Origin of the sequence: Thermobifida fusca YX (assembly GCF_000012405.1) — a bacterium.
Taxonomy (GTDB): domain Bacteria; phylum Actinomycetota; class Actinomycetes; order Streptosporangiales; family Streptosporangiaceae; genus Thermobifida; species Thermobifida fusca.
The window spans coordinates 2,032,246-2,052,140 of sequence record NC_007333.1 but is presented as its reverse complement, the minus strand read 5'-3'; the positions used below and the strand labels follow the sequence as shown (position 1 = coordinate 2,052,140).

Genomic DNA, 19,895 nt, shown 5'->3' with positions numbered 1-19,895 from the left:
GCACTGGTCGATATGCGGACCAACAGGAAAGGTGCGCGGGAAAACTCGGATCTGATGGTCGAGAAGGCCGCGGAGCGACTCTGGAACGGGTGACGGATTCCGGAAATCCAGCCGTTCCGAAGGAGGCGCTATGACGACCGCTGCGGACGCCCACCGTTATGTGCGCCACACTCGACGCATCCCCCCGTGCCCGGCCCGCCGCCGGATCCGGCCAGAGGAAGACTGGCCGCACTTCACCCAGCTCGTCGCCGAAGTGCTCGCCGGCCACCGCAACCCTGACCACTTGCGGTGGGGGCTTTCCGAGGACGCCTACCGGAGCTTGCAGGGGCAAGCCGGCTGTTTCGCGATGCGGCAGCGGCCACGGCTGCGCCACGTGTGGATGGAGGCCTACGAGCCGGGAGTCACCGAGATCAACGGGGTTGTCCGTTACGGGGAGCGGCGCCACGCGCTGGCGCTTCGGGTGATCCACGCCGACTACCGTTGGCTGTGTACCGATATTGAGACCGCGAGTCGGTAAGACCGCGAGGAGAACCGAGCCGGACGCGGAACAGCCCGGCAGGTGCCGGGGAGGGCCGCGTTCGGCTCGCCCAGAGCAGGCTCCCGGTTTCGTTACTATCGCAGAAGTCGGGATGGCATGGTGCACAGCGGAGGTCAATGTGGGCCCCTTGGAGAACGGCGACCCGGAACGGATCGGCCGCTACAGGCTGATCGGGCGACTGGGTGCCGGGGGTATGGGTCAGGTGTACTTCGGTCGCTCTGCGGCAGGGCGACCGGTGGCTGTGAAACGGATCCACCCGCATATGGCCGCCGACCAGTCGTTCCGGGAGCGGTTCGCTCGCGAGGTCACGGCTGCGCGCCGGGTCAGCGGAGCGTTCACCGCCCCGGTGATCGACGCCGATCCTGACGGTGAGGTGCCCTGGCTGGTCACCGCCTATGTCCCGTCGCTGCCGTTGGACCGGGCAGTGCGGGAGCACGGCCCGCTGCCGGAGCCGAGCTTGCGCGTGCTGGCGGCCGGCTTGGCCGAAGCGCTCACCGAGATCCACCGTGTCGGACTGATCCACCGCGACCTGAAACCCGGCAACGTGCTGTTGGCGGAGGACGGGCCGCGGGTGATCGACTTCGGTATCGCTCGGGCCACTGAAGGCACTGCTGCCACCCAGTCGATCATCGGAACCCCCGGGTTCATGTCGCCCGAGCAGGTCCAGGGCGCTCCGCTCACCCCGAAGAGCGACATGTTCGCCTACGGCGCGGTACTGGTGTACGCGGCTAGCGGCGTGGGCCCGTTCGGTGAGGGCGCGATGCCCACCATGGTGATGCGGGTTTTGCAGCACGAACCGGACCTGTCGGGGGTGCCGGAGAGCCTGCGCGGCCTGGTTGCAGCCTGTCTGGCCAAGGACGAGCGGAATCGCCCCAGCCCGGGGGACGTGCTGGACGCGCTCGGCGACGTGCCGGTCGGTTCGTCGTGGCTGCCTCCGGTCTTCATGCGCGGCATCCAGGACCAGGTTGCCCGGATGAACGCGGCGCTCAGCGGGGCACCCGCCACTGAGGGGGATGCGACCGCCGTGCTGGGGACGCAGAGCGGGGGGTATGCCGCTACCGAAGTGCTGGGGGATCACCAGGCGACGCGGGCGATCGCTACTCCCCCGGGGGCCGACCCCCACCAGCCGACGTCGGTGCTCAACACGGGAACCGGGCCGGGAGGCGGGACTCCGCCTACGGCGGTGTACGGGCAGAACACCGGGGGACAGACTCCGCCGACCGCGGTGTACGGACAGAACACGGGCGGGCAGACCCCGCCGACCGCGGTGTACGGGCAGAACACCGGGGGACAGACTCCGCCGACCGCGGTGTACGGGCAGAACACCGGCGGGCAGACCCCGCCGACCGCGGCAATGCCGCCTGCGACCCCGCCCACCCCGCCGTCCCGCGACGCCGCCTACGCCGACCTGTACCGGGACTCGCCCGCAGCAGAACGGCGACGCCGGGAACAGGAGGAGTTGCGCCGCCGCGCCGAGGAACGGGAACGGCAACGCTATGAAGAGCAGCGCCGCCGCGCCCAAGAAATAGAACGGCAGCGCTACGAAGAGCGGCGCCGCTACGAGGAGGAGCTCGCCCGAGCCCGGCGGCGCGCCGAACGCGCCCGCTACGCCGAGCAGCCGAGCCTGTGGAGCTTCGTGAAACTGCTCCCCCTGCTGATCATCCCGATCATCCAGATTCCCCTCGGCTGGGGCGCATCAATCGCCTGGGAGTGGTTCGCCACCACCGAGCTGTACACCGGTGACGGCTGGTACTACCCTGGACTGCTCACCATCGACGGTTTCTTCCAAGCGCTCTACCTGGGGTACTTCCTGCTCAACAACGTGGTGTCGCTGGAGTACCTGGTCCGCTGCCTGCGCTCCGGGTCGGTGACCGGGGTGATGCTCGCCCTGGCCGCCGCTGTGGGCACGAACTGCGCACTGTGGTACTTCGGGTTCTTCGGCTAGACGGGGCCGCGCATCGGTAGACGGTCTTCCACACTCCGGGGCGGCCAGAGCGCATCCGGCAAAGGATGACCGCTCTCACCTCGCGTTTCTCGGACGCCGTAGCGGATCCCGGCTCGCGAGTGTCCTCCTCACAGCCCAGCTGCCTAGCGCAACCCGATCGCGTCCACGGCCCTCGCAGGTCAACGGCCTGCCTATCCCGCGGGTGTTCTTCCTCCCGCCTGCTGCCGGGGATGCCCCGGCTGCCGCAGCGTCGCCCCTGGTTTCTCGCAAATCGGGGGTTGAGAGCGGTGCCCCTGGATAGATGTCACACGCGTCCGGGGAGCTGCGAGACAGCGGCGGCACACCGCACACGGCCGCTGGGCTGTGCCGTCGCGGGGGTCCGCACTGATGCGAGGAGGAGACGACATGAGAGCCGTGGTATGGCACGGAGTAGGGGACATCCGGGTCGAGGACGTCGACGAACCGACCATTCAAGATCCCCAGGACGCGATCGTTCAGCTCACCACCAGCGCAATCTGCGGCACCGACCTGCACCTGCTGCGCGGCACTATCCCGGGCATGCGGCCGGGCACCATCATGGGCCATGAAGGGGTGGGGGTTGTTACCGAAGTCGGCCCCGGGGTGCGTAACTTCCGCCCCGGGGACCGCGTCGTGATTTCCCCGACGATCGGCTGCGGCGCGTGCAGCTACTGCCGTGCCGGCTACTTCTCCCAATGCGACAACGCCAACCCTGCCGGGCGTCGGTCCGGGACCGCGTTCCTCGGCGGACCGGAAGCCAACGGCGCCTTCCACGGCACCCAGGCGGAACGCGTCCGCGTGCCCTACGCCAACGTGGGCTTGATCGGTTTGCCGGAGCGGGTCAGTGACGAGGAAGGCATTCTGCTGGCCGACATGTTCCCCACCGGATGGTTCGGTGCCCGGCTCGCCGAAGTCACCCCCGGCGATACGGTGGCGGTGTTCGGCTGCGGCCCCGTGGGACTTTTCACCATCCTCAGCGCTTGGCAGCAAGGCGCAGGCCGGGTCCTGGCCGTCGACGGGGTGGAGAGCCGCCTCGAACAGGCACGCGGCCTGCACGCCGAAGTGATCAACTACAACGTGGAAGACCCCGTGGCCGCCCTGGTGGAACTGACCGGCGGAATCGGCCCGGACCGGGTCATTGACGCGGTCGGAGTAGACGCGCAGCGTCCGGAGAGCGGCCCCGCGGTGGCCGCGGAAGACGACGTGCACCGCTTGGAGAAGGAGCACGCCGCCACAGTGCCGAGCGCCCGCCCCGGGGAGACCGCACAAATCCTCAGCGACGAGCGGGCCCAAGTGCTGCAGTGGGCCGTGGAAGCGGTCGCTAAAGCCGGCACGCTGGCGATCATCGGAAACTACCCGTTGAACGCCCGCATCTTCCCGATCGGCTTGGCCATGAACAAGAACTTGACGCTGAACGCGGGAAGCTGCCACCACCGCAAGTACATCCCGAAACTGCTGGACATGATCACCTCCCAGCAGCTCGACATCACGTCGGTGCTCACCCAGGAAGAACCGATCACCGGGGACGTGCTGCGCGCCTATGAAGCTTTCGGCCAGCACAAACCGGGCTGGACCAAGGTGGCGCTCACCACTGTGTGACCTGCCGGGCCACACCGACGACGAGGAGATCCCATGCCACAACTCCGCCGTGACGATCTGGTGATCCCGGACTACGAGCACCTGCCTTTGGGGACGTTGCAGCACCGCATCCGCGCACTGTCGCAGGAACAGTTGCGGGACCTCATCGCCTACGAGGAGGCGCACGCCCGGCGGGTTCCGGTCCTGGAAGTGATGCAGCAGCGGCTCAAAAGCCTGGAAGAAGGGGCGCAGCCCTCAACCGGGGACCAGACGTTCACCCCGGAGGCTCCGCCAGCACCACGGGGCGGGTCTCCGGTCAGTGAAGCAGGGCAGAGCCCGCCCAGTAGTCCGCCACCACACGGGGACCCTGCTCAGCCGGGCCGCCCCAAAGGGGACCGCCCGGTCTGACTGCCCGGCTGTGCCGGGCCCGGGCATGCCCAACCGGCCCGCGGCACGACGGCCACCCCGCACCGGAGCGCCCTGCCAGCAGGGCGGGCCTACCAGCTCGAAGCGTTCCGCGACGCGAGTGGGGCTTGGCGGCCGCGGGCCGCAGCATGCCGCGAGGCAACCGCGGCACCGGGGGTGTCCAGAAGCGACGCGGAACTTCCCCGCCGCCGGTCGGCGCCGTCAGGTACCGTCAGCGGTAACCCCGCTGTCCCCTCAGACCACTTGGGAGGTACCTCGATGGCGTCCGGTGAACCCTTCCGCCCGGCGGTGCTGGAAGGAGTGCTGGAACGCATCACATACGTCAACGAGGAGACCGGCTACACCGTGGCCCGCGTCGACACGGGACGCGGCAGTGACCTGGTCACCGTCGTCGGCGCCCTGCTCGGCGCCCATCCCGGCGAATCGCTGCGCATGGAAGGCCGGTGGACCTCCCACCCCCAGTACGGGCGGCAGTTCCAGGTGGAGAACTACACCACGGTCCTGCCCGCCACCGTCCAGGGGATCCGCCGCTATCTGGGGTCCGGGCTCGTCAAAGGGATAGGCCCCCGCTTGGCAGAACACATCGTCAACCATTTCGGGGCGGCAGCGCTCGACGTTATCGAAAACTCCCCGGAGCGGCTCCTGGAAGTGCCGAAACTCGGCCCGAAACGCACGAAAATCATCACCGAGGCCTGGGAGGAGCAGAAAGCCATCAAAGAGGTGATGGTCTTCCTGCAAACCGTGAAAGTGTCCACCTCCCTGGCCGTGCGTATTTACAAGCAGTACGGCGACGACGCTATTCGCGTGGTGCGGGAGGAGCCTTACTCGCTCGCCGCGGATGTGTGGGGGATCGGGTTCAAAACCGCGGACTCAATCGCCCAAGCCGTCGGTATTCCCCACGACAGTCCGCAGCGGGTCAAAGCCGGAATCCAGTTCACCCTTTCCGAGTTCACCAACGACGGGCACTGCTATCTGCCTGAGGACACTTTGATCAACGAGGCCGTGAAAATCCTCCAGGTGGATTCGGCGCTCGTCATCGACTGTCTGGCGGAGCTGGTCGCTGAGGAGAGAGTGGTCCGCGAAAAAGTCCCTGACCGGGACGGCGAATCAGTGACCGCTATCTACCTGCTCCCCTTCTACCGTGCGGAGACCGCCCTCGCCAACCAGGTGCGCGCGCTGCTGCACACCGAACACGACCGGCTGGCGTCTTTCGCCACCGTGGACTGGGACCGGGCCTTGGCGTGGCTGCGGAGCCAGACCGGCGCCGAGCTGGCCCCCGCCCAGGAAAAAGCCGTCAAACTCGCGCTGACCAACAAGGTCGCCGTACTCACCGGCGGGCCGGGGTGCGGCAAGTCCTTTACCGTGGCCTCCATCATCAAACTGGCCGCAGCCAAACGCGCCAAGATCATGCTGGCCGCGCCTACGGGACGCGCCGCAAAACGGCTCACTGAACTGACCGGGTATGACGCGTCGACCGTGCACCGGCTGCTGGAGCTCAAACCCGGCGGCGAGGCCGCGTACGACCGCGACAACCCGCTTGACTGCGACCTGCTCGTCGTCGACGAAGCGTCCATGCTTGACCTGCTGCTCGCCAACAAGCTGGTCAAAGCGGTGCCGCCCGGCGCCCACCTGCTCCTTGTCGGCGACGTCGACCAGCTTCCCTCAGTCGGTGCAGGCCAAGTGCTCCGCGACCTGCTCGCCGACGGTTCACCGGTGCCCAGTGTCCGCCTCACCCACGTGTTCCGACAGGCCGCCCAGTCCGGGGTGGTCACCAACGCGCACCGCATCAACACCGGCAAGCCCCTCCTGTTGGAGGGCATGACGGACTTCTACCTCTTCCCCTGCGAGGACACCGAAGCGGCCGCGGAACTGACCGTGGACGTGGTCGCCCGCCGTATCCCCCGCCGGTTCGGGCTGGACCCGCGCCGCGACATCCAAGTACTCACCCCGATGCACCGGGGCCCCGCCGGGGCCGGGAACTTGAACATGCTGCTCCAAGAAGCACTCACCCCGGCCCGTCCAGGCGTGGCGGAACGGCGGGTTGGCAGCCGGGTCTTCCGGGTCGGCGACAAGGTCGTGCAGATCCGCAACAATTACGACAAGGGCGCCAACGGCGTGTTCAACGGCACCCTCGGCACGGTGACCGCGATCGACCTGGACGACCAGACGCTGACCGTCCTCACCGACGAAAACGAAGAGGTCGGCTACGAGTTCACGGAGCTTGACGAGCTCACCCACGCTTATGCGTTGACCGTGCACCGCTCCCAGGGCAGTGAATACCCGTGCGTGGTGGTGCCAGTGACGACAAGTGCGTGGATGATGCTGCAACGCAACCTGCTGTACACCGCGGTGACACGCGCGAAGAAACTCGTGGTTTTGGTCGGGTCGCGGCGTGCTATCGCCCAGGCGATCCGGAACGCGTCCTCGGGGCGCCGCCATACCGCATTGGACTACCGGCTGCAGCGGTGATCAGTCTGCGGTGCCCCGCCGGGCGCCTTCAGGCAGGTCCAGTTCGAACCAGACGACTTTCCCGGTGGTTTTCGCGCTGGCACCCCACCGCCGGGACAGGTGGCTGACCAGTTGCAGGCCCCGCCCGTTCTCGTCGGTGGCGGACGCCTGGCGCAGCACGGGGCGGTGCTGGTCGTCGTCGGTGACCTCGCACAGCAGGATGTCGGTGCGCAGCAGTCGCAGGTCGATCGGCCGGGACGCGTAGCGGACCGCGTTGGTGATGACTTCGGTGGCGAGCAATTCCACGAGGTCCGTCATTTCTTCCAACCCCCACTCGGCGAGGGTGGTGCGTAGCAGGCGGCGGGCAAGCCCGGGAGTGGTGGGCCGCGGCTGCAGCATCCACTGTGCGAAATCGCCGCTGGGAATCCCGCGCAGGCGGGCCACCAGCAGCGCCACGTCGTCTTCCTGATCGGGTGTGCTCAACGCCTGCAGGAGGGTGCGGCACTGTTCTTCCACGGGCCGCTGCGGGTCGGTGAGGTGGGAGCGGAGCACCTCCAACCCGGATTCCACGTCGCGGGTGCGGGTTTCGACCAGCCCGTCGGTGCACAGCACGAGCACGTCCCCGTCGGCCACCGTGAACTCGAAGGATTCGAACGCGACCCCGCCCAGGCCGATCGGTGCTCCCGTGGGTGTCCGCAGGATCTCCGTGGTGCCGTCCTGGCGCAGCAGGACCGGTGGCACATGCCCGGCGCTTGCGATAGTGCAGCGGTGGATGACCGGGTCGTAGACCGCGTACAGGCAGGTGGCAAGGTAGCTGTCACCGAGCTGGTGGGCAAGGTCGTCGAGGTGGCGCAGGACGTGGTCGGGCGGCAGATCCATGGCTGCCAAAGTCTGCATAGCGGTCCGGAACTGGCCCATGACCGCAGCGGACCGTACGCCGTGGCCCATGACGTCGCCGACGACGAGCGCCACCCGGTTGCCAGGCAGCGGGATCGCATCGAACCAGTCGCCGCCGACCTGGGCGGTGTGGCTGCTGCTGACATACCGGTAGGCGATGTCCACGCTGGACAGGCGTTCCGGAAGTTGCGGCAGCATGCTGCGCTGCAACCAGTCGCCGACCCGGGACCGGGCCCGGTACAGGTAGCCGTTGTCGACTCCGAGGCTGGTCTGCGCGGCGAGTTGGCGCACGGTGAGGATGTCGACCTCGCTGAACCCGGGACTGCCCGGGTGCCGGGCGACGACGGCGGACCCGAGTTTCCGGCCGCGCACGCTCAGCGGGACGACGAGCAGGGAGCAGCCCACCAGGTCGTGCCTTGAGCTGCTGTCGAGGACAGCGGCAATGTCCGCGTCGACGCTGAAGGTGACCGGGTCTCCGCTGGCCATTGCCCGGTATACCGGGTGGGTGGGCTCAGGCGACCACGTGTCGTCTTTAACGGTCAGGGCCTCCCAGCGCGGATGGTTGTCGTGGGTGACCGCGGCCTGCCACAGGTGCCGCGACGAGGAGAACAGTTCCGGCGGGTTGGCGTCCAGGTCGTGGGGCAGGCGCAGCGCGTCAGCCAGGTACACCACGGCGAAGTCCGCCAAGGTCGGCACCAGCGCGTCCGCGAGGCCCCACGCGGTTTTCTCCGGGTCGAGGCTGGCGCCGATCGCCATCGTGGCGTCGTTGAGGAACCCCAGGCGGTCTCGGAGCAGGGTGCATTGTCGGGAAGCGTCAGGAGACGATGCGGTGCGGTCGTCTACTCCGAATGTGCGGGACGTGGTGGGGGAGGCGGTGTGCCTCCGGGATCTGGAATCCATGGGTGTGGGTTCTCCGCGTTCGATGAACGAGGCCTGGGACGGTGGGGGATTGCGTGTCGGGGAAACGACACAGCGGCACCCCCACCACCAGGGATTCTGCCCCGTTTCCCCGACTTTGCGACCAGGAGGAATGTCTCAGCCGACGCGGTTGCAGATGAGGAAAAGCTGAACTTCGGGATAGGCCTGGGTGCTGGCCGGGGCGTAAGAGAAGGCGGTTTCGTCTTCGATGGAGAAACCTGCGTCTTGCACGACGGTGCGCAGCTCGTCACGGGGGTAGCAGCTCACCCGCACCTGCTGGCCGAGGAAATGGATGGGCACGTCGTCGAGGTCTGCTTCGACCATGGACAGGCAGAGCCAGCCGCCGGGCACCAAAGCCCGGTGGATGGCTTTCAAAGCTTCCGGAATGCGTTTACGCGGCAGCACGAGCAGGGAGAAGAACGCGACCACGGCGTCGTAGGCCTGCTCTTCGGAGAGGTCCATGATGTCGGCGACCCGGAATTCCGCCTCGGGCACGTTGCGGCGGGCCAGTTCCATCATGGTGGGGGAGATGTCGGTGCCGACCACCTGGAATCCCGCGTCCACGAGCTGGCGACTGGTGGGCAGTCCGGTACCGCAGCCCAGGTCAAGAACACGAGCTCCTTGGGGGAGCCGGCTGGAGAGCCGTTGCACGGACTCAATCTGGCCTTCCTTATGGGGGAAGGCTTCGTCGTAGTTGTCGCCGATATTGTCAAACGCTGCGGCGAGGCTCGCTGCTCGGTCTCGCCACGTCTCGGTACCGGTGGTGTCCTGCGCTTCGCCAGTCATAGCGTTATCGCCCCTTGCATGCTCGCCGGAATTGCTGGCTGGACAGAAAGTACAGTTACCCGGAAATGGGATGTGATCTTACCCCTTAGTGATCTTGGAGTCACGCCCGAAGGAGAAACGGGTAGCAGCAGCCCCGAATAACGGATTGACCGTTGCATTCAACGCTATATATCCCAAACCGGGCGTGTTATGACGGGAAAGAGAAAGAAAAAACCCGAGCACCCTTGGGCGGGAGCAGAAGGGGCGATGCTGCAGCGGAAACCGCCGGATTAGTCTTCGTAGAGCCAGTCCAGCACGACCGCGGCAGTCCATGACTGGCTGCGGCTGCCCAGGGGTGCACCGGTCAGTGGGTGGTAGTACTCGGCGAAGGTGCCGTCCGACACGAGCCGCAGCGTCTCTTCCCGGATGCGGGCCGCAGTGTCGTGCAAGCCGTTGCGGCGCATCGCCCAACTGAACAGCCAACTAATCACTGGCCACTGCGGCCCTCGCCAGTACTGTTTGGGCATGAACTGGGGGGAGGAAGGGGACACCGTGGGCGGGGTTGCAGCGACCAAGTCCGGGTGGCCCATCCAGTCGGGGCCTTCCAGCATAGCGAGCAGCGCTGCCTGGTCCTGCGGTGCAAGTCCGCCGCTCAGCAGCGGCGCGAATCCGGCGATGGTGGGCGCAGCAATCCACTTGTGGGCGCGCATGTCGTAGTCGCGGGCCAGTCCGGTCTCCGGGTCGCGAGTGTCGAGCACCGCCGTCCGGGAACGCGCAGCCCACCGGCGCAACTGGGCGATCTTCTCGGGGTCCTGGCCGGATTCTTCCCCCAGGTCGGCCAAGACGTCGCAGGAGAGCGCGAACAGCGCGGTCAAGAACACGTCGCCCACCAGGAAACTGCCGATCCGCACCACCTCGTCGGCCCGGTAACCGACGCGGCGCATCTCTTCGATGAGCCACAGGTAGCGGTCGTACTCTTCGTCGGTGGGACGCTCGTCCGCCTCGCACACCTTGTCCAGGTCCTGGCGCACATAGGGGGGAAGGTCGTCCCCGGGCTGCACCGCCGCGTAGGGGGAGTCCCAGCGGGGCGAGTTGTCCATCCCAGACTCCCAGCCGTGGGTGACCGCGATCAGTCCGGTGCCGAGCGGGTCCCGGTAGGTGGCCAGCCACCGCTGCCACGCGAACAGCCGGGGCCAGGTGGACCGCAGCAGCGCCTCGGCGCGGCGGCGGTCCGCGCCGGAGCGTCGCCGTCCCGCATCGACGATCTTGCGCAGCGCGATGGCGTGGACCGGAGGCTGGCAGATACCGGAAGTGTGCGGGCGAGCGGGAGCGTGCTCGCACACCACCGCCGTCTGCCAACGGTCGGGACCGGGAAAGTAGCCGTCTTCGTCGCTGAACACGATGTGGGGGATCATGCCGTCCTCCCACTGTCCGCTCAGCAGGGTTTCCATTTCCCGGCAGGCGCGGTCCACATCCAACTGGGCCAGGCCGACCATGATGAACGCCGAATCCCAGCTCCACATGTGCGGGTAGAGACGCGGCGAGGCCGTCACCATGGTTCCGGTGTCGTTGCCAGCCAGGACCCAGGCCGCCCCAGAGGCAAGCGCGATACTTCCCAAACGGGGGCGCTGTGGGTGGGGAGTAAACAGGCCGATGGAGCCCGTGGTCATGGAAGTCTCCAAGGAGCAAGCTGCACGTCGAGCGCGGTGGATTGTGGTGCTGCGGAAGTGCTCGGACGCCTAGTGTGAACTTGGGGGACGGGCGGCGAGCACGTTAATAAAACTTTACAGGCACAGCCTCGGATTGGCACCCCTTGGGGGTGTCTGATCAGCGATAACGCTGTGCATTAAGCGCGAACGGCGGCACCGCCCTTGATGTTCCGCTGTGCGGGCAGCTCCCCGGCAGCCCAGCCGGTCACACCGATTCACACACCCGAGAGGGCTGCCAGCCATCGGTGCGGCGGCACCGCAGCCTCGCGGAGGTGCAGAACCAGGATCGCAGACCCGCGCCCGCGGGTTTGACACCGGTCCAGCGCCTAACCTGGCTCGCGATGCGCATTGGCGCGGCGGGCAGACTAAAGGAAGCAGGATCTGGGATAAGAAAGGGTTGCCAGACGAAGCTTTCTGACAGACGCTATGATCATCGCGAAATAAAGGTCGGATTTTTTGCATTCCAGACCGTCCGCGAGTAAACGCCGTGGACGACGCGGCTGATGATTGGCGGTGCCTGCGAGACAACCGATGAGCGACTACATTCCCCCGGCTGCACTCCCCGAGCACGTTCTGCAACGGCCCGACGTCCAGGAGGCGCTAGCCCAGAGGGACTTTGGGAAGCTCTTCTACCTCACCCGGAAGTGGGCGGGCATCAGCTACAGCAAGATCGCCGCTTCCTGCGGTATCAAACCCGAGCGGGTGGGACGGCTGGCCCGGGGTGACGGAGCAGTCACCACTTACGACAAGATCCTCCAGATCTGCGACGGTATGCGGATTCCCGGCCACTTCCTCGGACTGCTGCCCCGGCCGTGGGAGAAGCAGCCGGACCAGGTCGGCGATCCCGCGCCATAACGTACGGACCGTCCACTGGGACTACCGCGCGGCCCAGTGCCGTGACGGCAGTCGCACAGTGGACGGCACGTGACTTGTTACATCCCGCTGCTATGCGGCAGTCCGGCGGGGACCCAGCCGGATCGGCAGCGCGGCAGGGGCGTGGATGAACACCGACTCCAGACGGGGCGCCTCCCCCTCAGCGAGGCTGACCTCCGGGAACTCGGTGAACAGCGTCGTCAGCGCCACCTCCATCTCCAGGCGGGCCAGGGCCGCGCCCAGGCAGGTGTGCGGTCCGTGGCCGAACGCCAAGTGCCGGGGCCGCGACTGGGTGGCGTCGAACTCGGCCGCATCCTCGCCGTACCGCTCAACGTCGAGGTTGGCAGCCAAGTAGGCGAGCAGCACCGGTTCCCCGGCGCGGATCGTGCGGTCGCCGATCTGTACGTCCTCGGCTGCGAACAGGAACGGCAGCGTCGCCACGCTGCTGGACTGGCGCAACACCTCTTCGATCGCATCCTCCCACGCGATCGATCCGGACCGCAGGTGCGCCAACTGATCGGGGTGCGTCAGCAGCGTCTGCACCGCATTGGCAAGCGCAGAGGACGTGGTCTCAAACCCGGCAGTGACCAGGAGCCACAGGGTGTCGCGCAGCTCCGCGTCGCTGAGCTTGTGCTCCTCGTCCGTGGCTGTGACGAGGGCAGAGGTGAGGTCCTCGCCAGGGGAGCGGCGCTTGTCCTCAATCAGTTCGTCGAGGAAGGCGTCCAACTCCTCCCGCATGGCACGCACTTCCTCCGGCGAGGACGGGGAGAACGCCGTGTTGACCATCTGCTGCATGCGGCCGTGGTCGCGCTCGGGGATTCCGAACAGCGCGCTGAACACGCGCATGGACAGCGGATAGGCGAACTCGGTTTTGAAGTCGACAGTACCGTCCCGCTCCGCAAGCTGGTCCAGCAGGGCATTGACGATCTCGGTGACCCGCGGACGCAGCAGTTCGACCCGCCGCGGGGTGAACGCCTGTGCCACCGGGCTCCGCATCCTCCGGTGGGCTTCACCGTCCACGGTGAGCATGTTGTCCAGGTACACCATCGCCGCCACCGGGTGGTCGGTGGCCACTTCGCCTTCGTTGAGCGCACGCCAGGTACGCCAGTTGCGGCGGAACCGGGGGTCGATGAGTGCTTCCCGCAGCTCCCGGTCGTGGGTCAGCGCCCAAACTTCCAGACCTTCGACCACCACTCGGGCAAGCGGCCCCGCTTCACGGAGCTGGAGGGCTTGCTCGCGGGATTTTCCTGGGACGAGGACGATGGGTTCTGGGACTGCTGCCATGGTGCCTCCGTTGGTGGGGTGATGTCGACGGGGGTGAAGGTGACAGGAAGCGCCTTGAGTCCGTGGGCGAACAGGGAACGGCGCCGCTCCAGCGACTCGGGGGGAACCGCGAGACGCACGTCCGGCAACAGGTCCAGCAGCGCACTCACCGCGTCGACCGCGATCTGCCGGGAGATCCGCTGCGCCGGGCACGCGTGGGGCCCGGTCCCCCACGCCAGGTGGCCGCGGATCCCGGACGGGCTGAGCGGGTCGATGTACGGGGCAACCGCCGGGTCGGCGTGTGCCGGACCGTAGCCGATGATCAAGCAGTCGCCTTCCTGCACGTACGCGCCTTCCAGCAGGGTGTCGCGCACCGGGTAGCGCCCCGGCAGCAGCGTGATCGGCGGAGACCGCCACAGCACCGTGTCCACGACCTCTTCGACCCGCAGGTGGGCGCCGGCCAGGTCGTAGCGGACCTCCTCGTCGGTGAGGAGGGTGTGCGCGGTGTTGGCGATGAGGTTCATCAGCGGGTCGTGTGCCGCTGAAATAAGCAGGATGAGCTGGTGCGCGATCTCTTCGTCGTCCAATGCGTTGGGGTGGCGGACCATCCGGGAGACGATGTCGCTTCCCGGATTCTCGCGCCGGCGCGCGGTCACCGACTGGGCGTAGGCGAAGAGGCCCAGCCGTGCTTTCTCCGCTTCCTCACCGCCGTCCCACACCTGCCGCATCAGCTCGACCAGCTCGAGGCCTTCCTCTGCGGACAGGCCGAAGTAGCGGTTGAGGACCAGCAGCGGCACCCGGAACGCGAAGTCGGCAACCAGGTCTGCTTTCCCGGTGAGCGCCACGGGAGCGAGCAGCTCAGTGGCGATCCGCCGCACCGCCAGCCGTGTGCCGTCAGCGGTGATCCCGCTGAGCGCGTCCACGATCACCGGACGGTAGCGGCTGTGGTCGGGATCATCGGAGGCGAGCGCGTTCCGGAAGTACCAGAACGGTCCCGGCACCTTCTCCGGAGTGGCGCGCCCTTCACGGGCTTCCCGCCACCGGCGCGGGTCCCGGGCGAACTCGGCAGAGTCCTGCAGCACCCGCCGGTTGACGTCGTAGCCCAGCAGGATCCACGCGGCTACTCCGGGCGCGACCTCCACAGGAGCGATCCGCCCGAACTGCTTCCGCAGCCGTTCCAGTACGTCGGGCAGGTCCGCATCGAGTTCCCCGTAGACCGGTACCGCGAGACGGTGCAGCGCTTCGCGGTCGTCGAGCGACACCGGGCAGCCCTCGGACGAACCCGCGTTGCGATCGTGAGGTGTGTCGGAGTTGCCCACAGGGTAAAGCGGATGGGTCACTGACCACCGCCCTGGAGTCGAGACAACAGGCACATGAAAGACAGGATCATGTTCACAATTCAAGATCATGAACAGATTTCTGGTCGAATGTCATGCCCCTCATGGGGATAGCGGGGCAGTAGTCCCCTTACAGGGGCAAAACCGTGGAAACAAGGTGATGTCCGGAGGGACGGTGGTCTTTCCGCATTAGAAGAGACCTCGCGGGTAGCGCCTGCCCCACGGGAGTTGTGCCGGGGAGGACCCAGATGTCGTACATCAACCGGACAGATGCGGGACGGCGGCTCGCCGGAGAGGTGGCGCGGCGGCTCGCCGGCCAGGACGTCGTCGTGCTCGGCCTGCCGCGCGGCGGCGTCCCCGTAGCGTTCGAGATCGCTACCGCGCTCTCCGCCCCGCTGGATGTGATCGTGGTCCGCAAGATCGGCGTGCCGTTCCACCCCGAGTGGGCCATGGGTGCGATCGGTGAGGACGGGGCCCGCATCGTTCACCAGCGAGCCATGACCATGGCCGGGGTGAGCGAGCAAGCTTTCGCGGAGGTAGAGGAACGCGAACGCCGGGAACTGGAACGCCGGATCCGCCAGTTCCGCGGAGACCGGCCGCGCATCCCGCTGCGGGGACGAACCGCCGTGATCGTCGACGACGGGGTTGCCACCGGTTCCACGGCGCGCGCCGCCTGCCAGGTCGCTCGACATCTGGGGGCGAGCCGCGTCGTGGTGGCGATCCCGGTGGGCGCGCCGGACGCAGTGGCGCGCTTGGAAGAGGAAGCCGACGAGGTGATCTGCCCCCTGGTGCCGGAGATCTTCTCCGCGATCGGCCAGTGGTACACCGACTTCACCCAGACACCGGATAGGGAAGTCACCGAGCTGCTGGCGCGCGCGGCCGCCCGTCCGCGGGTGGAGCAGACGCCCGCACCGGGCAGGGTGGACGAAGAAGTGGAGATCCAGGCCGGACCGATCCGCCTTCCCGGGCATGTGACCGTGCCGGAACGGGCCGTGGGCATGGTGGTGTTCGCCCACGGAAGCGGCAGTGGACGGCATTCGCCGCGCAACCGCTACGTCGCCGCGGAACTCCAGCGGGGCGGCTTGGGCACGCTGCTGTTCGACCTGCTCAGCGAAGCCGAAGCTCAGGACCGGGAGAACGTGTTCGACATCGAGCTGTTGGCGGGGCGGCTCGCCGTGGCAGCCGAGTGGATCCGGGAGCGCCCGGAGACCGCACACCTGCCGATCGGCTATTTCGGGGCGAGTACGGGGGCCGCGGCGGCACTGGTGGCGGCGGCCTCACCGGACAGTGATGTGCAGGCCGTGGTGTCCCGCGGCGGCCGCCCGGATTTGGCTGGGGAGGCGTTGGAGTCGGTACGTGCCGCCACCCTGCTCATTGTGGGCGGCAACGACGTGCACGTCCTCGACGTGAACCGGCAGGCCCAGGTGCGGCTGCGCAGCGAACACCGGCTCACCATCGTCCCGGGGGCAGGCCACCTGTTCGAGGAGCCAGGCGCATTGGAGACAGTGGCGGAGCTGGCCCGCGACTGGTTCGTCACCCACTTGGCGTCGGCGCCGCGCCCGGTGCAGGGCTGACCGCGGACGGGCTGCGAGCCGTGCCCAAGCCCAAGCACCGGGGTGCCTTGCGGCGGCGCTGGCAGACCCAGCCGCGCCGTAAGCAACGCTATGTCGTGCTGATGACGGTCTGCCTGCTCTTGTTTGCCTTGGCCGCTCCGGTGGGCGCCCTGGCCGGAGCGGACTGGGGGATCGTGATGTGCGTGGTGGCCGCGGCAATCCCGCCGGTTGCGGTGATCCTCGGCAACATCGCCGATCCGCGGGACCCGAAGAACCACGACGCGAGGTACGGCCCGAACGCCTCGCGCTGACCCCCGCATGCCCTGCCGGGGAGCGGGGAGGGGCTACGCAACTGCGGTGAGCGGACCGGGCCGCTCACGCGTCCTCGACACCGGCGCGGGCTTTCCTCGATGAGCCGGCCCTGCTGCGTCTGCTCCTCGTTGGCCGCGAGGTGAATGGAAACGGCGTTACCTACCGCATAGGGCAAAATGCACTCATTGATGTGCAGATTTTTCTCGCTGTGGTGCCCACACCGCGCTGACTGCCTCGTTCACTACTCTGGGGTTCTTCCGACTTCTCGGCCCCACCATCGTGTGCGTGGAAACGCTCTGCTTGGAACGGCCCAAAGACGTGCAGCAGTCGATCGCCGCTTTTGGGGATATTGCGGAGAGCGATAGTGAATGCAGCGCACGCCGCTGAAATCATCTCAATGATCCTGAAAGATTGAGAAGCAGCGAATGAATCACGGACCGGTGTTCCGTAAGAGCAGCTGCAGCCGCCCGGAACCCCGCTGCGTCGAAGCAGCTCCTCTCCCTGCTCCTGGTGCGGCGGTGCGGGATGCTCAGCATCCCGAGCGGAGGTATCTGGCGTTCCCCGCTGTCGAGTGACAGGCGTTCCTCGCCGCTGGGGCAGCCGCAGTCGGGACACCCGACAGGGCGGGGCGCGGCCGCGTTCGACGGTCAGATTGTTCGCACCCGGGCCGCAGATGGGGGAGGCTCGGCAGCCTTCACCTGGACAGGGGAGGTCGATCCCCGAGCGTGCGGGGCGTGTTCCAGGGCCCGCGACGGCTTAAGGCTGCCGCGCCTCTCTTCGGGGCATACCCCGCTGGCGGCCTGGTGAGATGAAACTTTCACCGTTCCGTTGCGTCCCGATGACCGGAAAGGCCTTTCACGACTGCCTCCTCCTAGCATGGGAAACAGAACCACCCTTCACGGGGTTGGACCGGGTGGGACACGCGATGAGGAGGGCAGCCGTGACCGAGCAGCAGTACCCCGGAACCCAGCAGGACCGCGGCGCGAAGAAGGACGCGCAACCGCAGTTCAAGGGGCGCAAGAACGGTCCTTATAAAGACGTCTCCCCTGAGCTTGCCGCCTGGATGCGCACCGGCTGGGCTGATACCGAACGGCGCGACCTGGAGCCCATCGAACAAGCCGCCTACACCGCGAAGCGGCGCGCCACGGTGAGCGCCCGGTTCCCCGGTGAACGGCTAGTGATCCCCGCCGGAAACCTGAAGACCCGGTCCAATGACACCGACTATCCCTTCCGGGCGGCCAGCGACTACGTGTACCTGACCGGTGACCAGTCCGAGGACGGCTGCCTGGTGTTCGAGCCGCGGGAGGACGGCGGTCACGACGTCGTGCTCTACCTGCGGCCCCGCTCCAGCCGGGAGAACGGCGAATTCTGGCTCGACGCCTACGGGGAGCTGTGGGTGGGCCGCCGCAACAGCCTCGCTGAGGCAGCCACCCTCTACGGGCTGCCCACCCGCGACGTGCGCACCCTGCCTGAGGTGCTGCGCGAAGCCCCTGAGGCACCCACCCGGATCCTGCGGGGCCACGATTCGACCCTGGAAGCGGTGGTCACGCTGCGCCGCTCCTCGGAAGGCACTACCGCGGAAGAGGACAAGAAGCGCGACGAAGAGCTCGCGATCTTCCTGCACGACACGCGTCTCGTCAAAGACGACTGGGAGATCGCCCAGCTCCAGCGGGCCGTCGACTCCACGGTCCGCGGCTTCGAAGACGTCGTCCGGGCGCTGCCGCAGGCCCAGGCCACCTCGGAACGCTACGTTGAAGGCACCTTCTTCCTGCGGGCCCGCGTGGAAGGCAACGATGTCGGCTACGGCACGATCGCTGCGTCCGGGCCGAACGCCACCACGCTGCACTGGGTGCGCAACGACGGACCGGTGCGCCCCGGTGACCTGCTGCTGCTCGACGCGGGTGTGGAGACCACCACGCTCTACACCGCGGACGTCACCCGGACTCTTCCGGTCAGCGGCCGGTTCACCGACGTGCAGCGCCGCGTCTACGACCTGGTCTACGCCGCCCAAGAGGCGGGTATCGCCGAAGTGCGTCCCGGCCGCCCGTTCCGCGCCTACCACGACACCGCGCAGCGGGTCCTCGCCGAAGGGCTCATCGAATGGGGGCTGCTGGAAGGGCCCGTGGAACGCGTGCTGGAACTCGGCCTGCAGCGCCGCTACACCCTGCACGGCACTGGGCACATGCTCGGCTTGGACGTGCACGACTGCGCGGTGGCGCGCACCGAAGCCTATGTGGACGGCATCCTGCAGCCCGGCATGGTGCTCACCGTGGAGCCGGGCCTGTACTTCCAGCCCGACGACCTGACCGTGCCCGAGGAACTGCGCGGGATCGGGGTGCGCATCGAAGACGACATCCTCGTCACCCCGGAGGGTAACCGCAACCTGTCCGCGGCCCTGCCGCGCACTTCCGCGGACGTCGAAGCGTGGATGGCGGAACTCCTGCCCCGCTCCTCATAAGAGCGGTTGACGTTCGCCACCCGCACGGGGCGCCCCGGCAGCACGCTTGGCCTGCCGGGGCGCCCCGTGCGTTTTTGGGAACATCCGCGGAGAAGCGGTGGGGAATCTCCGCTGCAAACAAACAGAAAATAGACAATTTTCTAGCAGAAGCCCGACCCTGCCTCTAGGGAGACAAACTTCTCACTCAACTTGTCCTGGGATTTCAAGTCGGAGAACGCGTGATCCGCGGAAGAACGTGACGAAGAAGGCGAAAATCGCGGTAGAAATGTTCAGTGATCTACCACGTGGCACCGATTGAGAGATGGCGGGCCAACCCTGATCGCCCGTATGCTCCCGCGTCACTGCAGCGGGATGGATTCATCCACGGCGTGGCCGACGAAGAGATGACACTGCGGGTCGCCAACGCCTTCTTCCGCAATCCGCCCAGCCCGGTGATCGCCCTCGTCATCGACGAGGCTGGACTCGCCGAAGGGGTGGAAGTCCGTGACGAGCGGGTCGTCCCCGCACCGCCCGGATTCGAAGACGGGGTGGTGTTCCGGCACGTCTACGGCCCGATCGACCGCTCTGCGGTGGTGGCACTGCTCGACCTCGAACGGGACGAGAGCGGCCGCTACACGGCGCTCGTCCCCCGCTGCTGACCGCCGCGCCGCCCGGCGCGCCCGCGTCCCGGGCTTTCCTCGGTGCGGGCCTGTCCGGAATGCTGTGGGGCTAGCGGTGAATGGAGACATCACCCGCGGTTTCACTAGTGTGCGGATGCGTCCGATGGAGAATCGGGTGCGGTCACTCCGGCAGTCGAAGCAACAGGATGATCCGCGCAGTGCGGTGCAGCGGCCGGTGGGACGCGGAGCCGGTTGGGT

16 protein-coding genes are annotated in these 19,895 nt (G+C 67.4%); 11 read left to right on the top strand and 5 right to left on the bottom strand.

Features of this window, described 5'->3' with window-relative positions; translation table 11 throughout:
• Positions 1-130: 130 nt before the first annotated feature.
• From TFU_RS08655 to TFU_RS08635, 5 genes are all read left to right on the top strand, one after another.
• Positions 131-517 (top strand): Rv3235 family protein, encoded by a 387-nt coding sequence (locus TFU_RS08655; protein WP_049754951.1) that lies wholly within the window; start codon positions 131-133, stop codon positions 515-517.
• A gap of 112 nt (positions 518-629) precedes the next feature.
• On the top strand, positions 630-2,483 hold the full coding sequence (locus tag TFU_RS08650; protein WP_227480882.1) for a serine/threonine protein kinase: 1,854 nt from the start codon (positions 630-632) through the stop codon (positions 2,481-2,483).
• Positions 2,484-2,888: 405 nt separating this feature from the next.
• Complete coding sequence (locus TFU_RS08645) at positions 2,889-4,100, top strand: zinc-dependent alcohol dehydrogenase (RefSeq protein WP_011292181.1); 1,212 nt, start codon at positions 2,889-2,891, stop codon at positions 4,098-4,100.
• Between the two features lie 33 nt (positions 4,101-4,133).
• Complete coding sequence (locus TFU_RS08640; protein WP_011292180.1) at positions 4,134-4,487, top strand: hypothetical protein; 354 nt, start codon at positions 4,134-4,136, stop codon at positions 4,485-4,487.
• Positions 4,488-4,763: 276 nt separating this feature from the next.
• Positions 4,764-6,974 (top strand): SF1B family DNA helicase RecD2, encoded by a 2,211-nt coding sequence (locus TFU_RS08635; protein WP_011292179.1) that lies wholly within the window; start codon positions 4,764-4,766, stop codon positions 6,972-6,974.
• Here TFU_RS08635 and TFU_RS08630 read toward each other — a convergent pair whose 3' ends face one another.
• The 3 genes from TFU_RS08630 to TFU_RS08620 form a co-directional block, all read right to left on the bottom strand.
• Positions 6,975-8,750: an ATP-binding SpoIIE family protein phosphatase gene (locus TFU_RS08630; RefSeq protein WP_011292178.1), complete on the bottom strand. Its 1,776-nt coding sequence runs from the start codon at positions 8,748-8,750 to the stop codon at positions 6,975-6,977.
• A gap of 135 nt (positions 8,751-8,885) precedes the next feature.
• Positions 8,886-9,554 (bottom strand): class I SAM-dependent DNA methyltransferase, encoded by a 669-nt coding sequence (locus tag TFU_RS08625; protein WP_011292177.1) that lies wholly within the window; start codon positions 9,552-9,554, stop codon positions 8,886-8,888.
• A gap of 269 nt (positions 9,555-9,823) precedes the next feature.
• Complete coding sequence (locus TFU_RS08620) at positions 9,824-11,203, bottom strand: glucosylglycerate hydrolase (protein ID WP_011292176.1); 1,380 nt, start codon at positions 11,201-11,203, stop codon at positions 9,824-9,826.
• 570 nt (positions 11,204-11,773) lie between these two features.
• Between TFU_RS08620 and TFU_RS08615 the strand changes: the two genes are divergently transcribed.
• A complete protein-coding gene (locus TFU_RS08615; protein WP_011292175.1) occupies positions 11,774-12,097 on the top strand; it encodes a helix-turn-helix transcriptional regulator in 324 nt (107 codons plus the stop codon).
• Between the two features lie 90 nt (positions 12,098-12,187).
• Here the strand turns inward: TFU_RS08615 and TFU_RS08610 are convergent, their stop codons facing one another.
• Positions 12,188-13,306, bottom strand: a complete 1,119-nt coding sequence (locus TFU_RS08610) for a cytochrome P450 family protein (RefSeq protein ID WP_016188808.1) — start codon at positions 13,304-13,306, stop codon at positions 12,188-12,190.
• Positions 13,276-14,640, bottom strand: a complete 1,365-nt coding sequence (locus tag TFU_RS16185; protein ID WP_011292173.1) for a cytochrome P450 — start codon at positions 14,638-14,640, stop codon at positions 13,276-13,278. Before TFU_RS16185 ends, TFU_RS08610 begins: the two co-directional genes overlap by 31 nt.
• Positions 14,641-14,963: 323 nt before the next feature.
• Between TFU_RS16185 and TFU_RS08600 the strand changes: the two genes are divergently transcribed.
• The 5 genes from TFU_RS08600 to TFU_RS08585 all read left to right on the top strand — a co-directional run bounded on the left by TFU_RS08600 (position 14,964) and on the right by TFU_RS08585 (position 19,676).
• The gene (locus TFU_RS08600) at positions 14,964-16,289 is read left to right on the top strand and encodes a phosphoribosyltransferase (RefSeq protein ID WP_011292172.1); all 1,326 of its coding nucleotides are present in this window, start codon (positions 14,964-14,966) and stop codon (positions 16,287-16,289) included.
• A 20-nt stretch (positions 16,290-16,309) separates the two neighbouring features.
• Positions 16,310-16,579 carry a DUF3099 domain-containing protein gene (locus tag TFU_RS08595; protein WP_227480880.1) on the top strand — a complete coding sequence of 90 codons (270 nt, stop codon included), beginning with the start codon at positions 16,310-16,312 and terminating at the stop codon, positions 16,577-16,579.
• A 426-nt stretch (positions 16,580-17,005) separates the two neighbouring features.
• Entirely contained in the window at positions 17,006-17,155 is a 150-nt protein-coding gene (locus tag TFU_RS15825) for a DUF397 domain-containing protein (protein WP_081430414.1), read from the top strand.
• A 350-nt stretch (positions 17,156-17,505) separates the two neighbouring features.
• Positions 17,506-19,038, top strand: a complete 1,533-nt coding sequence (locus TFU_RS08590) for an aminopeptidase P family protein (protein ID WP_011292170.1) — start codon at positions 17,506-17,508, stop codon at positions 19,036-19,038.
• Positions 19,039-19,310: 272 nt separating this feature from the next.
• Entirely contained in the window at positions 19,311-19,676 is a 366-nt protein-coding gene (locus TFU_RS08585; protein ID WP_016188804.1) for a DUF952 domain-containing protein, read from the top strand.
• Positions 19,677-19,895 lie beyond the last annotated feature (219 nt).

What these genes read in the sequence shown, in the direction of transcription:
- TFU_RS08600 (WP_011292172.1), top strand. Translation starts at nt 14,964, where the DNA reads ATGTCGTACATCAACCGGACAGATGCGGGACGGCGGCTCGCCGGAGAG.
- TFU_RS08635 (WP_011292179.1), top strand. Translation starts at nt 4,764, where the DNA reads ATGGCGTCCGGTGAACCCTTCCGCCCGGCGGTGCTGGAAGGAGTGCTG.
- TFU_RS08640 (WP_011292180.1), top strand. Translation starts at nt 4,134, where the DNA reads ATGCCACAACTCCGCCGTGACGATCTGGTGATCCCGGACTACGAGCAC.
- TFU_RS08655 (WP_049754951.1), top strand. Translation starts at nt 131, where the DNA reads ATGACGACCGCTGCGGACGCCCACCGTTATGTGCGCCACACTCGACGC.
- TFU_RS15825 (WP_081430414.1), top strand. Translation starts at nt 17,006, where the DNA reads ATGAATCACGGACCGGTGTTCCGTAAGAGCAGCTGCAGCCGCCCGGAA.
- TFU_RS08630 (WP_011292178.1), bottom strand. Translation starts at nt 8,750, where the DNA reads ATGGATTCCAGATCCCGGAGGCACACCGCCTCCCCCACCACGTCCCGC.
- TFU_RS08645 (WP_011292181.1), top strand. Translation starts at nt 2,889, where the DNA reads ATGAGAGCCGTGGTATGGCACGGAGTAGGGGACATCCGGGTCGAGGAC.
- TFU_RS08650 (WP_227480882.1), top strand. Translation starts at nt 630, where the DNA reads ATGGCATGGTGCACAGCGGAGGTCAATGTGGGCCCCTTGGAGAACGGC.
- TFU_RS08620 (WP_011292176.1), bottom strand. Translation starts at nt 11,203, where the DNA reads ATGACCACGGGCTCCATCGGCCTGTTTACTCCCCACCCACAGCGCCCC.
- TFU_RS08590 (WP_011292170.1), top strand. Translation starts at nt 17,506, where the DNA reads ATGAGGAGGGCAGCCGTGACCGAGCAGCAGTACCCCGGAACCCAGCAG.
- TFU_RS08615 (WP_011292175.1), top strand. Translation starts at nt 11,774, where the DNA reads ATGAGCGACTACATTCCCCCGGCTGCACTCCCCGAGCACGTTCTGCAA.
- TFU_RS08625 (WP_011292177.1), bottom strand. Translation starts at nt 9,554, where the DNA reads ATGACTGGCGAAGCGCAGGACACCACCGGTACCGAGACGTGGCGAGAC.